The following is a 14,658-nucleotide window of genomic DNA, read 5'->3' on the forward strand; positions in this document are numbered from 1 at the left end:
GGCGCGCACCGAACGGTGCCGGTCCTCGGCGCGGGAGCCGCCCGAGAGCATGCGCAGCTGATCGGAGAGTCCGGCTTCGAGACCGTCCAGGCCGAGGGTGGTCCAGCGGGCGGCGGCCAGCTCGATCGCCAGTGCCACACCGTCCAACCGTTCGCAGAACGCCGAAACCTGGTCGCGCAGTGCGTTGTTCGGCGGCCAGCCGCTGGCCGCCGCCCGATCCATGAACAGCTCCACCGCATCCGAATCGCCCGCACCGGCCAGCGACATCGGCGCCACCGGATACACCCGCTCGAACGGAACCATCAGCCGGGCGCGGCTCGTCGCCAGCACCGTCATCCGGGGGCATGCCGCGAGGAGGCGCTCGATGAACGGCGCGACCCCGTCCAGGACGTGCTCGCAATTATCGAGAATCAGCAGCGCCTGCCGGTCGGCGAGCGCGGCGAGCACCGACTCGTCCATGCCGCGGCCGGGCTGCTCACCGAGACCGAGCGCGAACGCGACCGTTCCGGCGACGACGCAGATATCGGGGCTGGTGATCGGCACCAGATCGACAAACCACACACCGTCGGGAAAGGCGGCGGCCGCATCGGCGGCGACGGCCAGCGCGAGCCGGGTCTTACCCACCCCGCCGGGGCCGACGGCGCTCACCTGCCGGTGCTCGGTGATCAGCTCGCTCAGCTCGGCGCGCTCACGGGCCCGGCCGATGAACGAGGTCAGCGGCGTGGGCAGGGCCGGGGCCGGCTGCGGTTGCGCGGCGGCCGCCGGCGGCGCGGCGTGCTGGGCCAGCGCTCGCCGATCCGGCACCTCCAGCTTGCGCAGCAGCGAGGACACATGGCTTTCTACCGTGCGCACCGAGATGAACAAGCGCGCACCGATCTCGGCATTGCTCAGATGCTGCCCCACCAGCGAGAGCACCTCGGCTTCGCGCGCCGAGATCTCCATCGTCGCCGCCATGACTCCCATCCTGCTCGTGATCGCGTGATCATACTTCGCGGTCCGATACGGGCTCGGTACGCAGACGTCCGTGCAGCCACGCAGACGCTGCGTGCGCGCGATCCGTGGTCGGTTCCGTGGTCGCCACGGATGTGGTGGGTGCCCCTCCGGCGAGAAGCTGTGCACACAGCCGGTTCAACGCAACAGGCACACCGGGCCCGCCGGGCCCCACGACCACAGGAGTGATCATGACCAGCACCGCCGCCATCCAGTCCGTCATCCTCGAAGCCACCGACGCCGCGGCCACCGAAGCCTTCTACGACGCCGCGTTCGGTCTCGGCGACAAGCTGCGGGTGCGCGGCTCGCAGGCCCTGACCAGCGGGTTCCGTGGTTACGTGTTGTCGCTGGTGGTCTCGCAGCCGAGCACGGTGGACAGCCTCATCGGCTCGGCCGTCGACGCAGGCGCGACCATCGTGAAGGCCGCCAAGAAGAGCTTCTGGGGCTACGGCGGCGTCGTCCAGGCGCCGGACGGTTCGATCTGGAAGATCGCGACCTCGGCGAAGAAGGACACCGGGCCCGCCACCAGGGAGATCGACGAATTCGTGGTGCTGCTCGGCGTCGACAACGTCAAGGCGACCAAACAGTTCTACGTCGAGCAGGGGCTGAGCGTGGGCAAGAGCTTCGGCAGCAAGTACGTCGAGTTCGAGGCGCCGTCGTCAGCGGTGAAGCTGGCGCTCTACGGCCGCAAGGCCGCCGCCAAGGACGCCGGTGTGCCGGCCGAGGGCAGCGGCTCGCACCGCATCGCCTTCGCCGCGGACATCGCGCCCTGCACCGATCCGGACGGGTTCGTGTGGGAGGCGGCGGCCAGCCTCAGCCCGTCTGCCTGACCCATCCAGCACGTTTCGAGTTCGAGGAGTGACCATGACCAGCTCGACCACCCAGGGAATCAAGACCGTCCTGCACCCGGTGACGGACCTGGAAGCCGCCAAGCAGCTCTACACCGCCCTGCTCGGCGTCGCGCCGCAGACCGACTCGCCCTACTACGTGGGCTTCGACGCCGAGGGCCAGCACATCGGGCTGGTACCCGACGGCGGACCCCAGAAGATGACCTCGCCGGTGGCGTACTGGCACGTGGACGATATCGACACCAAGCTCGGCGAGCTCGTCGCAGCGGGGGCGACGGTCAAGGAGCCGGCGCGCGAGGTGGGTGGGGGACGGGTGGTCGCCAGCGTCACCGACGTCGACGGCAACGTCCTCGGGCTCATCCAGGACCGCTGAATACTCGCTCACCGCCGGACGACGAGGGGTTCGCCCGGCGGTGAGCACGCGGGTCCGCTGTCGAAGGTGACGAGAGCAACGTCCGGGGACCCATCACATTGCCGCGGTGTGTTTCGTCCATCCAGCGACCACACCCGCATCCCGCCGGAGGAACGATGTCCATCGCAACGGCCAGCACTCTGATCGTCACCGCCCTCGCCACCTTCGTGGCCGCCGCCTCCGATCTCGCGAGAAACCGGTGGACGCTCGACAACATGACCAAGTACGGAGTGCCGCACTCCTGGATCGTCCCGCTGGGTCTGGTGAAACTCGCCGGGGCGCTCGGACTGCTCGCGGGCCTGGCGATCCCCGCGCTCGGCGCAGCCGCCGCGGCGGGCCTGGTGTTGTACTTCATCGGAGCGGTGGCCACGCTCGCCCGCGCACGCGGTTATTCCGATCTGGTGTACCCGGGTTTCTATCTCGTGCTCGCCACCGCATCGTTGGTGCTGACGCTCGTCGCGACCGGCAGCTAGCCGGCCCACCAGTAGGTCAAGACGGGACCTCGGTGGTCTCCGGTCGCACCATTGTGACCAGAATGTCGTGCAGGGCCTTGGCCTGCCTGCCCGCGTGGCGGTCGTGCAACACGACGTCGGTGAAGGCATCGATCAAGGCCTGGGCCGGATTCAACGGACTGAACGCGAGATCCGGTCCGCCGCGCAGCGACTCGGTGACCAGGAGCCGCTGGGCTTCCTGGCGGGCGCGAAAGTCGCCTGCGGCGTCGAGCGCGCAGCCGTACGCCCGGACCACTGCTGTATACACCGTGCGATCGGCAATGCGCCGCCTACGCAGCCACTTTCGGGATCGAGGGGCCGCCGCCGGCCGCGGCACCAGCGCGGTGCTGTCGACGATCAGCCAGAGCGGCGAGGGGTCCGTACGCGGCAGCGCGGCCGCACCGAGCGTGCGCGGCGGGGCGGTACCGGCCGGGTGGCGAATCTCGATGCCCTGCAAGGTGATCGGATACCGGGCGAGCATATCGCCGACCGCTTCGGCGAACTCGCGCAGGCTAGAGGGATCGAGCGGTGCATCGTCGAAGCCGATCAGCGTCAGCCCACGCTGCGCCGCCAGCTCGGCAAGAGGGTTCCGCAGGCCGGAGCCGGACGGATCGGGAGTCGGGGGTGGTGGGCTCGTCGCTGGGTGGGCGGTCCGTTGCATGGCAGCCGGGTGCGCGGTTGGCGGTTGGGCGGGATTCGCCTGCGCCACAGGGGGTGCAGCGCTCGCCGGGTGGTTATCTGCACCGGGCGGGTCCGCCGGGCGCGCAGCCGGCGCCGGGGCGGCCGCTACCTGCGGTCTTCCCACGGTGGGCACGCGAAGGGATCGCAGCGCTTCCGGCAGGGCGTCGAGCGCGGACGGGCTGGACGCTGCCCGCCCTGAGCTGGTGGACCTCGGGTGGGGCGCCGTGCCCGGAGCGTCACCGCTGCCGGTTGGGTGGTCTCCGCTGGGTGGAGCGCCTTGGCTGGTGGTCGGTACGCCGGGGGTGTCGCTGCTGTCGGTTGGGTGGTCTCCGCTGGGTGGAGTCCCTTGGCTGGTGGTCGGTCCGCCGGGGGTGTCGCTGCTGCCGGTTGGGTGGTCTCCGCTGGGTGGAGCGCCTTGGCTCGTGGTCGGTTCGGTCGGGAAGTCGCCGCTGCCGAACGCGCCGTCCCAGCTGCGCGAGAGCCCTTGGCTCCGGGGCGATCCGACTGGATCCGCAGGTGTCCTCAGGGTGCGGGTGTGGCCGTTCTGGTCATCCGCGGCAGCGCCCGGCGCGAAAGGCGAGGTCGGCGGTGGTGGCGCGGGCTGGGAGGCGTCGTCGGTCGCGGTCGGCCCGGCGTCGGTGGCTACGGCGTTGGGGTCGTGTGGCTCGGAAGCCGTCGGCTGATCGCGTTGTGGAATGCTGCCGTCTGGTTGGGTGGCAGTGGGTCGGTCGTTGCCCGGTTGGGCGGCAGTGGGTCGGTCGTTGCCCGGTTGGGTAGTAGTGGGTCGAGAATTGGCCAGTGAAGCATCGGTGGGCATAGGTGCCGGTCGCGCCACTGGAGCCGGGTGGGTCTCGGCCTGCGGTCGGCCTACTGTGGGCACGCGGAGGTAACGCAGGGGCTCCGGCAGGGCATCGAGCCCGGACGTTGTCCGCCCGGCGCGAGGGGACGTGGGTTGTGGCGCCCCATTCGAGCCCCCTTCGCTCGGCGACGCGCCGATCTCGCCGGGGGTGACCCCACGGTCGGGGGTCGATTCGCTGTGCGGGACGGGTGTCGGCTGCCTCCGAGGGCCGGCGGAGTTCTGGCCGCCTGCGGGAGTGTCGGGCGCGATGGCAGATATCGGAGGCGGCGGTGCGGGCCGGCGCTCGCGGTGGGGCGCTGTGTCGTCCGACCCGTCGCCAGGGGCGGCGGTACTGCGTGCCCGGCGCTCGGCTGCGATGGCTGCTGGGGCATCGGCATTCTGCGGCCGCGGCCCATTGGTGCGGGTGCTGCCGGGATGCCGTCCCGCGCCGGGGTCGGGGCTAGGCAATGCGACGGTGGCTTGCGGCGCGGGTGTGGCGGCCTCGACGGTCGAGGGGAGCGAGGCAGCCGCGCGCGTGCTGTCCGCCCGGAGTGCGGGCGGAGCTGCTGTCCGATATCCGGCGCGTCCGGCTTCTGGCGCAGCGGATCTTCGCTTGGACCAGGGGGTCGGACCCGGCGCACGGCCCGCCGGTTGCCCGGTGGTGGGCGCGGCGGCGCCCACGATCGGATCCGCCGTCGAGGCACCGGCGACCTCGACGACGCTCGCCGACTGCGCTTCGGCGGCTGCGATGGCGGCCTTCAGCTCGGCCACGGTGTCGGTGGCTTCGGCGATCACGCGTTCCAAGCGGGCCACCGTGGCGCGCATTTCGGCGAGGTCGATGGGTGACGGCCGGCTCATCGCGCTGTCCTGCTCGCCATGACCGCCTATCGGGTGAGGCCGGGTGTGCTGACCGGTAACCACATCCGATCGCCGCGGGCGCGGCGACGGACTATGACGTATCCAGTTTCCCACTCGGGGCGCAGGGATTCCCGCAGATGGGGAGCGCCCGCTTGCGTCCGGTAGGGAGTGGACCGTGTTTTGCGGGGTTCAGGTGTGGAAGGCTGGCACTGTGAATCGATTGGCCACCGCGACTTCGCCGTATCTGCGTCAGCACGCCGACAATCCGGTGCACTGGCGGGAATGGGATGCCGAGGCGCTGGCGGAGGCGGCGGCGCGGGATGTGCCGATCCTGCTGTCCATCGGGTACGCCTCCTGCCACTGGTGCCATGTGATGGCGCACGAGTCGTTCGCCGATCCGGAGACGGCGGCGCTGATGAACGACAACTACGTCTGCATCAAGGTCGATCGCGAGGAGCGGCCCGACCTGGACGCCGTCTACATGAACGCCACGGTCGCCATGACGGGCCAGGGTGGTTGGCCGATGACCTGCTTCCTCACCCCGGCCGGCGAACCGTTCTACTGCGGCACCTACTACCCGAAGGTGCCGCGCGGTGGGATGCCGTCGTTCCAGCAGTTGCTCACCGCGGTCGCCGACACCTGGCGCAACCGGCGCGACGAGGTGAATCTGGCCTCCTCACAAGTGGTGGAGGCGCTGCGCGGGCAGGCCGGCGGGCTGCCCGACACCGAGCTGACCATCACGACCGAACTGCTCGATCACGCGGTCGCGGCGGTGCTGCGCGACGTCGACGAGCAGCACGGCGGCTTCGGCGGCGCACCGAAATTCCCGCCGTCGGCCCTGATGGAAGGGCTGCTGCGCAGCTGGGAACGCACCGGCGACGACACGATCCTCGACGTGCTGCGCCGCACCGGCGCGGCGATGGCGCGCGGCGGCATCTATGACCAGATCCGCGGCGGATTCGCGCGGTATTCGGTCGACGCCGCGTGGGTGGTACCGCATTTCGAGAAGATGCTCTACGACAACGCCCAGCTGCTGCGCGCCTACGCCCACCTGGCTCGACGGGTGCCCGACGACGATCTGCCGCACCGCGTCACCGGTGAGATCGTGGAATTCCTGTGCGACGACCTCGGCACCGAGCACGGCGGTTTCGCCTCCGCCCTCGACGCCGACACCCACATCGCGCCCGGAGAGCCGGGCATCGAGGGGGCGACGTACGTGTGGTCGCCCGCCGAGCTGGTCGCCGCGCTCGGCCCCATCGACGGCGCGTGGGCGGCCGAGGTCTTCGGCGTCACCACCGCTGGCACCTTCGAACAGGGCACCTCGGTGCTCACCCGCTACACCGACCCGGACGACACCGCCCGATTCGAGCGGATCCGCTCGGCCCTGCGTACCGAACGAGCCCGCAGGCCGCAACCGGATCGCGACGACAAGGTGGTCACCGCTTGGAACGGCATGGCGATCACCGCGCTCGTCGAAGCCGCCACCGCGCAAGACCGGGACGACTGGCTGGCAGCTGCGGCGCGCTGCGCCCGGTATTTGCTGGCCGAACACGTCGTCGGCGACCGGGTGCTGCGTGCCTCGCTCGGCGGTCAGGCAGGCGCTGCGCCCGGCGTGCTGGAGGATTACGCCTGGCTCGCCACCGGCCTGCTCGCGCTGCACCAGGCCACCGGTGAGCGCGAATGGCTCGAGCACGCGCAGCGGCTGCTCGACGCGGCCATCGAGCACTTCGCCGATCCCGACGCTCCCGGCAGCTGGTTCGACACCGCCGATGACGCCGAAACACTCGTCGCACGCCCGCGCGACCCGATCGACGGCGCCACGCCGGCCGGCGCCTCCTCGCTGGCGGAGGCGCTGCTCACCGCATCGGCCTGTAGCGCCACCGACCGGGCCGTCCGCTACCGCGACCTCGCCGACCGCACCCTCGAGCGCGGGACAGTGGTGCTGGCGAAGGCCCCGCGCTCGGCCGGCCAATGGCTGACCGTGGCCGAGGCGGCGTTGCACGGGCCGATCGCGATCGCCATCGCAACCAACGACCGCGCCCTCGATCAGCGCGCCGAGCAGTCGGAAGCGGTGAGTACCCGCACCGTAGTTCGCGACGGCGGTGCGGGGACATCCGGCCAGTCGGACCTCGCTGCCGCCGAGCTGCGGAGAGCTGCCCGTTCCACCGCACCCGGCGGTGCGATCATCCTTGCCGCCGAACCGGATTCGGTACCGCTGCTCGCCGATCGCCCCACCGTGGGCGACGCGGCCGCGGCATACGTCTGCCGCGGGTCGGTCTGCGATCTACCGGTCACCACCGCCGAAGCGCTTCGGGAGTCGTTGAGCCGCTGATGGTCCGGCCCGGGCGGGGCCCGAACCGTCGGCCGTGGGCGATGCGGTCGCGGGCGGGCGTCCCGCCGGGGCGTCGATTGGGTGTCGGGATTTCGCCGCCGTGGTGATGAGCGTGATGGTCAGCGGCCGAAGCTGTGCCCGGTGGTCGAGGCTGTGCGCCGGTGCCGTGCGGTCACCGTGCCTGGGTTCGCCGCTGTTGCTCCCGCGCCCGATGATCGGCCGTCCACAACGGTTGCAGCATGTGCCAATCCGCCGGGTGCTCGGCGATTGCGGTGGCGAAGGAGTCGGCCAGCGCCTGAGTGGTCGACTGCACCCCGCCGGTGGTGTCGAGCGGTGCGCCGACGCTGAACCCCCAGCCGTCGGTGGTGAACCAGCAGTGCACCGGTAGCAGCGGCGCGCCGGTGTCGATCGCGAGGCGGGCCGGGCCCGCGGGCATCTGGGCCGGTTCGCCGAAGAAGGTGACCGGCACACCCCTGCCGGACAGGTCGCGCTCGCCGAGCAGGCACACCACGCGCCCCTGCCGGATCCGCTCGGTCAGCTGCGCGAACGGCGGCGTCGCACCGCCGGTGAGCGGGATGATCTCGAAACCGAGACCCTCACGGAAGCGCACGAACCTTCGGAACAGCGATTCCGGCTTCAGCCGCTCGGCGACCACGGTCGGCGCACCGATCCGCTGCACCACCCACAGCCCCGCCAGATCCCAGTTGCCGCTGTGCGGTAGCGCCAGCACCGCGCCGCTACCGCTGTCGACCGCGGCGCGCACGTGCTCGAGCCCGGTGGCCGAGGATTCGATGATGTCGGCCACCGCAACCGGATCCATGGACGGTAGCCGGAAGGCTTCGCACCAATAGCGCGCGTAGGAGCGCATGCTCGCGCGCATCAGTTCGTCGGGCACCTGCTCCGGCGCGGTGCCGAGCACCCGAGCCAGGTTGCGCCGCAACTGATCAGGGCCGCCGTCGCGGACCGCGCGATCGGCGGCACGGTCGAACATGCCGCGCGCCCACCGTTGCGGCAGCGCCCGCACCAGCCCCCAGCCCGCCGCGTACCCGAGGTCCACGGCCGTGGCTTTGAGATTCATCGATCACCGCCGGCTGTGCCGCCGGCCTCATCACTGGGTGCGGAGCCGGAACCCGCGCTGCTGAACACCGGCGGGACGGCGGCGCTGTCCTCGGCCGAGGCGGAGGTGGGTGTGGTTTCGTCGAGATGACTGAACAGGCTCGACGGCGAAGATTTTCGATTCATCCCTGAAGTGTCCTCTCGGTAGGTGAACCGTGGGCGTCCGGCTGTCGTTTTGCCCAGTTTTCCGGCCCGATTGGGCGGGTCCGGCGGCCTGAACACACGGGCCGGGTCCGCGTCTGGGGCCTGTCGGCCGGGCCCGGCTCCCGTTTCAGCCGGGGCCGACGGCCGGCCGCCGGTCGGGGTCGGGCGTGCGGCGCGACGGGTCGACGGGGGCTGCGGCATCGTCTGCGCCCGGGCCGGGGGCAGGCGTTTCGTCCTGCGGCAGATCGGTCCACGAGGGTGTCGGGTCGCTCATACCGCGCAGCGGCAGTTCACCATAGGGCTCCCATTTGGCGCGCTCGTGCGGCGCGGCCGCCTCGATGACCGACTCGCTCACCAGGATTCGCCGATGCACGGCCTTGGCGGCGGTGGTGAGTCGTGCGGCCTCGTTGACGGCGTCCCCGATGACGGTGAACTCGAGCCGGGTGTCGGTGCCCACGTCACCGGCGAACACCTGGCCGCGTCCCACTCCGATGCCGATATCGAGTTCGCCGGTGGCCAGCACCTCGTCGCGGATGCGGCGGGCCGCGCGCAGCGCCGGGGTGGCGTTGTCGCGCAGTGCGATCGGCGCACCGAAGATGCACAGCGCGGCATCGCCCTCGAACTTGTTGACCAGTCCGTTGTTGTCCTCGGTCGCGGCGACCACGATGGACAGCAGCCGGTTGAGCTTGGCCACGAACTCCTGCGGCGGCAGGCCGGTGGAGATCTCCACCGAGCCGGTCACGTCGACGAACAACGCCGACACCACGCGCACATCGCCGGTCAGGTCCACCCCGCCGGCCAGCGCCCGCTCGGCCACCTCGTCGCCGACGTGCCTGCCGAACACATCGCGCATCCTGGTCCGCTCCCGCAGCGCGGCGGCCAGTTGATTCACCGAATGCTCCAGCCTGCCGATCTCGCTGGCGCTGTTCACCGACACCCGGACGTCGAGATCGCCGTGGGTGATTCGGTCCAGGGCCAGCCGCAGCTTGCGCATCGGGGCGGCCACCGCGCGGGCCAGCGTCGCGGTGGCGAGCGCGCCGACGATGATGCCGAGCGCGGCCACGTAGATGCCGGTGCGAATGCGGTCGGACGGCCCGGACACCGGATCGGCCAGCACCACGATCAACATCGACAGCGGCATCGCCCCCGACACCGCCCAGGTGAGCACCACCCGGACGAAGACCGTGGAACTCCAGTGCATGGTCGCCCCGAGCACCCCGGCCACGATCGGAATGGTCGGGCGGATCAGCCGGTCCACGATCAAGAAGGTGAGCCCGGCCGATTCCAGGCCGCCGATGACGAACATCGACGCCATCACCGCCAGATCGTCCTGCTCGGTCACCCTGGCCAGCACGATCGCGGCGATGATCACCCCTGGCAGCCATAGCGCCAGGGCGCGGGTGGTGATGGCGATCGGCAGCCGCAGCAGCCGCCTGGCCTCGTCCGGCGTGGGTTTGCGGGTCTGGTCGAGCCAGGCGAAATAGACGGTGCGGTCGCGGATGGCCAAGGCGATGCCGACCAGGAAACCAATGGCCGGGTAGATCGCGACGACGGCGAGCGCGCGCAGGATGTCGGGTCCGAGCCGGTCGAAGAACCCGCCAAGCCACAGCTGGGTGACGATGACGGCGAGACCACTGAGATTGCAGGTGATCACCACCGCGGCCAGGCCCCAGCGCGCCCGGAGCGCCCAGACCACCAGACGGGCGATCATGGCGTGCGCTCGGGCTGCGCGATGCTCATTGCGGCAGCGACTGACACGAACGAGCAGCATAGAACGCCGGAGGCGGTCAGCGCAGCAGCACCAGCCAAACCGCAACGTAGTGCGCAAGGGCCGCGAGCACCGTCGCGGCGTGGAAGAACTCGTGGTGACCGAACACCTCCGGCCACGGATTCGGCCATTTGGTGGCGTAGAGGATGGCGCCGCCGCTGTAGATGAGGCCGCCGATCAGCAGCAGGATCAGCGGGGCGAGGCCGACATTGTCGTAGAGCTCGCCCGCCACCGGCACGATCGCCCAGCCGAGCAGCAGATACAGCGGAACGCCGACCCAGCGCGGCGCGGTCGGCCACAGCAGTTTCAACGCGACGCCGGCCAGCGCGCCGGCCCACACCACGATCAGCAGCGTGCGGCCGGTGGCGCCGGGCAGGCCGAGCAGCGCGAACGGGGTGTAGCTACCGGCGATGAACAGGAAGATCATCGAATGGTCGGCGCGTTTCATGCGGATGCGGGCGCGCACCGTCTGCCAGGTGACGCGGTGATACACCGCGCTGACGCCGAACAACAGGCACACGGTGAGGCCGTAGACCAGCGTCGACCACACCGCCGTCGCCGACACCGTGCTCGCCGCTCCGACCAGGGCGATGACCGCGATCGCCGCGATCCCCACGGCCCAGGTGTGGATCCAGCCGCGCATGCTCGGTTTGACCAGTGCGGCGAGCGCCTCGGCGGGATTGATGGCGTCGTCGGCGGCGTCGTCGGCCGCGGTGCTGTCGTGCAGGCGGGGCGTGCCGGTGGCATCGACCGGGTCGGTCACGAACTACCTCCTGAGTTAACTCGCGAGTAACCTACGGAACCGTAGGTTGCCGGTCCGATCGTCACTGTACCGGGAAACGCGGCCGATGCCGCCGACAACGTGACGAGGCGTACTGTTGGACGCCGTGGAGTTTCCGAGTCGGGTGCGTGGCTTTCCGTATCGCGTCTACGAGGCCCGGCTGGCCAAGCAGCTGGCAGGCAAGCAGCATCCCCGCCACGTTGCGGTGATGTGCGACGGCAATCGGCGCTGGGCCAGGGAAAACGGCTTCACCGACGTCAGCCACGGGCACCGGGTGGGTGCGCTCAAGATCGCCGAACTGGTGGGCTGGTGCGAGGCCGCGGGCATCGAGATGGTCACCGTCTACCTGCTGTCCACCGAGAACCTGCGCCGCGATCCCGAAGAGCTGGAGACGCTGTTCGAAGTGATCACCGACGTGGTCGAGGAACTGTCGGCGCCGGACCAGAACTGGAGTGTGCGACTGGTCGGCTCGCTCGACGGATTCCCCGAGCTGATCGCCAAGCGCCTGCGCACCGCCGCCGAACGCACCAGCGGGCGTAACGGGGTGCACGTCAACGTGGCCGTCGGCTACGGCGGCAGGCAGGAGATCACCGACGCGGTGCGCTCGCTGGTCCGCCAGGAGATCGCGGCGGGGGAGACCGGCGAGGATCTGGTGCAGTCGATCACCGTCAACGCCATCGGCCAGCACCTCTACACCTCCGGCCAGCCCGACCCGGATCTCGTCATCCGCACCTCCGGTGAGCAACGGTTGTCCGGGTTTCTGCTGTGGCAGAGCGCGTATTCGGAGATCTGGTTCACCGAGGCGTACTGGCCGGAGTTCCGGCGGGTGGATTTCCTGCGGGCACTGCGTGATTTCGCGGCGCGGCACCGGCGATTCGGAGTCTGAGCAGCGCCGGTTCCGCGCTGCGGCACCGCTCACAATTTCCGCAACCGCAGCCGATTGATCGTGTGGTCGGAGTCTTTGCGTAACACCAGCGTCGCGCGCGGGCGGGTGGGCAGGATGTTCTCCACCAGATTCGGCCGGTTGGTCGAGTTCCAGATGTCCTTGGCCGCCGCCGTCGCCTCCTCGTCGGTGAAGCGTGCGTAATGGTGGAAATGCGCCTTCGGATCGGCGAACCCGGTCTTGCGCAGGCTGAGAAACCTTTGCACATACCAGTTCTCGATGTCCTCGATGCGGGCGTCGACATAGATGGAGAAGTCGAACAGATCCGACACCATCAACCGCGGCCCGGTCTGCAGGACATTGAGGCCCTCGACGATGAGGATGTCGGGTTGACGCACGCAATGGAACTCGCCGGGCACGATGTCGTAGGAGATATGCGAATACATCGGCGCGCACACTTCCGGCGCACCGGATTTCACCTCGGTGACGAAACGCAGCAGTTTGCGGCGGTCGTAGCTCTCCGGGAATCCCTTGCGATGCATGATGCCGCGGCGGGTGAGTTCGGCAGTGGGGTAGAGGAACCCGTCGGTTGTGACCAAATCCACTCGCGGATGGTGATCCCAGCGCGCCAGCAAGGCCTGCAGCACGCGCGCGGTGGTGGATTTACCCACCGCGACACTGCCAGCCACACCGATCACGAATGGCACCTGCTGGTCCGGGTGCTTTTCCCCGAGGAAGGTCGCGGTGGCCGCGAACAGCCGCTGACGTGCGGCGACCTGCAAATGAATGAGCCGGGCGAGCGGAAGATAGACCTCGGCGACCTCTTCCAGATCGATCTGTTCACCGAGACCGCGCAGGCCGCGTAGTTCTTCCTCGGTGAGCACCAGTGGAGTCGATTTCCGCAGTGTGCGCCACTGTTTCCGATCGAATTCCACATAGGGACTCGGCTCGCTCATCCGTGCCACTTACCCGACGCTCCATTCCGGCAAACACGCACACATATCGCACCGGCGCTGTGAGATTCGGACTATCTGTGGCCGCATGGCTGAATTCTGCGCCTCGCCGCCGCACACCGGGAAAAGGGGGTCACCTACCGGCCGGTAACTCTCGGCGTCGCGCTGGTGGACCGGCTATCGTCGGCTGCCATGGAAGCGCATCCGCTCGTGACCGATTACCTGCGGCTCGGCCTGGCCTTCGACCGGCTCGAAGCGGGTTTCGTCGACGCGTTCACCGGCGATCCCGCACTGCGCCGGGAGGTCGAGAACGCGCCCGCGCCGCAGCCGCGCGAACTCGCGCGACGAGCCGCGGCCCTGCGCGCCGAACTGCCGGGGGCGGGGCTGGCGCCCGAACGTACCGAGTTCCTCGATGTGCACCTGCGCGCACTGGAATGCTCGGCGCGCAAGTTCGCCGGTGACGACATCGGTTTCATCGACGAGGTACGCGCCTACTTCGATGTCGACATCGCGCCCGGCGATGAGGCCGACTACCGCGACGCACACCGCAAGATGGACGAGGTGCTGGCCGGCGACGGACCGCTGGCCGAACGCGTCGCCGCGCACCGCCAAGCCGACGAGATCCCGCCGGAGCGGCTGGCCGCCTGCGTGGAGGCGTTCTCCAGCGCGCTGCGCGAGCTGGTGCGTGAGCGCTATCCGCTGCCCGACCATGAGCACGTCACCTACGAGATCGTCGGCGACAAGCCGTGGTCCGGCTTCAACTACTACCTCGGCAATTTCCACTCCACGGTCGCGATCAACTCCGACCTGCGCCAGCACATGGCCAACCTGCCACGGCTCATCGCGCACGAGGCCTACCCGGGCCATCACACCGAGCACTGCCGCAAGGAGGCCGGGCTGGTGGCCGCCGGGCAGGCCGAGCAGACGCTGTTCCTGGTCAACACCCCGCAGTGCCTGATGGCCGAGGGTCTGGCGGATCTGGCGCTGGAGGCCATCGTCGGGCCGGGCTGGGGCCGCTGGGCGCAGGAGATCTACGCCGATCTCGGCCTGCGCTTCGATGGCGAACGCGCCGAACGGCTGTCGCAGGCCTCGGCGCAGCTGCTCGGGGTGCGCCAGGACGCGGCGCTGCTGCTGCACGATCGCGGCCGCGACGCCGACGAGGTGGCCGAGTTCCTGCAACGCTGGAACCTGACGACGCCGGAACGGGCTCGCCAGTCACTGCGCTTCCTGTCCTCGCCGCTGTGGCGGGCCTACATCAGCACCTACGTCGAGGGCTACCGGCTGCTCGGCGGCTGGCTGGACGGCGCAGCGGGCGCCGATGAGCGCGCCGACCGGTTCCGCCGGTTGCTCGACGAACCGCTCACGCCGGGGGCGGTGCGGGCGATGCAGCCGGCCTGAACTGCCGAAGTTGCGCGCCCACGGCCGGGCATGCGGTGATCTGCCGAACCACCGAGCGCACGTCGCTGGGCCCGCCTGATCCGGCCAGGCGCCATCAGATCGAAGGCGGCCGGGCGGAGTTCCGATGAAACCGGTCCCGATGTTCCGCGGCGGAATCGGCGCGGA

Annotated in this window: 14 protein-coding genes; 7 read left to right on the forward strand and 7 right to left on the reverse strand. The window is 70.0% G+C overall.

Features of this window, described 5'->3' with window-relative positions; all coding sequences use genetic code 11:
• On the reverse strand, positions 1-954 hold a 954-nt coding region (locus GV790_RS20720), incomplete at its 3' end, for an ATP-binding protein (protein ID WP_218586447.1).
• Positions 955-1,181: 227 nt separating this feature from the next.
• Here GV790_RS20720 and GV790_RS20725 point away from each other — a divergent pair.
• The 3 genes from GV790_RS20725 (at position 1,182) to GV790_RS20735 (ending at position 2,723) form a co-directional block, all read left to right on the forward strand.
• A complete protein-coding gene (locus tag GV790_RS20725) occupies positions 1,182-1,820 on the forward strand; it encodes a glyoxalase (protein ID WP_163815084.1) in 639 nt (212 codons plus the stop codon).
• A 34-nt stretch (positions 1,821-1,854) separates the two neighbouring features.
• On the forward strand, positions 1,855-2,211 hold the full coding sequence (locus GV790_RS20730) for a VOC family protein (RefSeq protein WP_163815086.1): 357 nt from the start codon (positions 1,855-1,857) through the stop codon (positions 2,209-2,211).
• Between the two features lie 155 nt (positions 2,212-2,366).
• Positions 2,367-2,723 (forward strand): DoxX family protein, encoded by a 357-nt coding sequence (locus GV790_RS20735; protein WP_163815088.1) that lies wholly within the window; start codon positions 2,367-2,369, stop codon positions 2,721-2,723.
• A 16-nt stretch (positions 2,724-2,739) separates the two neighbouring features.
• Here GV790_RS20735 and GV790_RS20740 read toward each other — a convergent pair whose 3' ends face one another.
• Positions 2,740-3,402, reverse strand: a complete 663-nt coding sequence (locus tag GV790_RS20740; protein ID WP_163815089.1) for a hypothetical protein — start codon at positions 3,400-3,402, stop codon at positions 2,740-2,742.
• 1,471 nt (positions 3,403-4,873) lie between these two features.
• Here GV790_RS20740 and GV790_RS20745 point away from each other — a divergent pair.
• Together GV790_RS20745 and GV790_RS20750 are read left to right on the forward strand one after the other, a co-directional pair.
• Positions 4,874-5,140 carry a hypothetical protein gene (locus GV790_RS20745; protein WP_163815091.1) on the forward strand — a complete coding sequence of 89 codons (267 nt, stop codon included), beginning with the start codon at positions 4,874-4,876 and terminating at the stop codon, positions 5,138-5,140.
• Positions 5,141-5,329: 189 nt separating this feature from the next.
• Entirely contained in the window at positions 5,330-7,450 is a 2,121-nt protein-coding gene (locus GV790_RS20750; RefSeq protein ID WP_280212920.1) for a thioredoxin domain-containing protein, read from the forward strand.
• Between the two features lie 172 nt (positions 7,451-7,622).
• Here GV790_RS20750 and GV790_RS20755 read toward each other — a convergent pair whose 3' ends face one another.
• From GV790_RS20755 to trhA, 4 genes are all read right to left on the reverse strand, one after another.
• A complete protein-coding gene (locus GV790_RS20755; RefSeq protein ID WP_163815095.1) occupies positions 7,623-8,528 on the reverse strand; it encodes a phosphatidylinositol mannoside acyltransferase in 906 nt (301 codons plus the stop codon).
• Positions 8,525-8,692 (reverse strand): hypothetical protein, encoded by a 168-nt coding sequence (locus GV790_RS20760; RefSeq protein ID WP_163815097.1) that lies wholly within the window; start codon positions 8,690-8,692, stop codon positions 8,525-8,527. The genes GV790_RS20755 and GV790_RS20760 overlap by 4 nt, the downstream gene beginning before the upstream one ends.
• A 145-nt stretch (positions 8,693-8,837) precedes the next feature.
• Entirely contained in the window at positions 8,838-10,421 is a 1,584-nt protein-coding gene (locus GV790_RS20765; protein ID WP_228806577.1) for an adenylate/guanylate cyclase domain-containing protein, read from the reverse strand.
• A gap of 76 nt (positions 10,422-10,497) precedes the next feature.
• A complete protein-coding gene (gene trhA, locus GV790_RS20770; protein ID WP_163815195.1) occupies positions 10,498-11,121 on the reverse strand; it encodes a PAQR family membrane homeostasis protein TrhA in 624 nt (207 codons plus the stop codon).
• A gap of 235 nt (positions 11,122-11,356) precedes the next feature.
• Between trhA and GV790_RS20775 the strand changes: the two genes are divergently transcribed.
• Positions 11,357-12,145, forward strand: a complete 789-nt coding sequence (locus GV790_RS20775; RefSeq protein ID WP_081597448.1) for an isoprenyl transferase — start codon at positions 11,357-11,359, stop codon at positions 12,143-12,145.
• Between the two features lie 29 nt (positions 12,146-12,174).
• Here the strand turns inward: GV790_RS20775 and coaA are convergent, their stop codons facing one another.
• A complete protein-coding gene (coaA, locus tag GV790_RS20780) occupies positions 12,175-13,107 on the reverse strand; it encodes a type I pantothenate kinase (RefSeq protein WP_163815099.1) in 933 nt (310 codons plus the stop codon).
• A 180-nt stretch (positions 13,108-13,287) separates the two neighbouring features.
• Here coaA and GV790_RS20785 point away from each other — a divergent pair, with 180 nt between their 5' ends.
• The gene (locus GV790_RS20785) at positions 13,288-14,493 is read left to right on the forward strand and encodes a DUF885 domain-containing protein (RefSeq protein ID WP_163815100.1); all 1,206 of its coding nucleotides are present in this window, start codon (positions 13,288-13,290) and stop codon (positions 14,491-14,493) included.
• Positions 14,494-14,658: the final 165 nt, after the last annotated feature.

Origin of the sequence: Nocardia cyriacigeorgica (genome assembly GCF_010858045.1) — a bacterium.
Taxonomy (GTDB): Bacteria; Actinomycetota; Actinomycetes; order Mycobacteriales; family Mycobacteriaceae; genus Nocardia; species Nocardia cyriacigeorgica_E.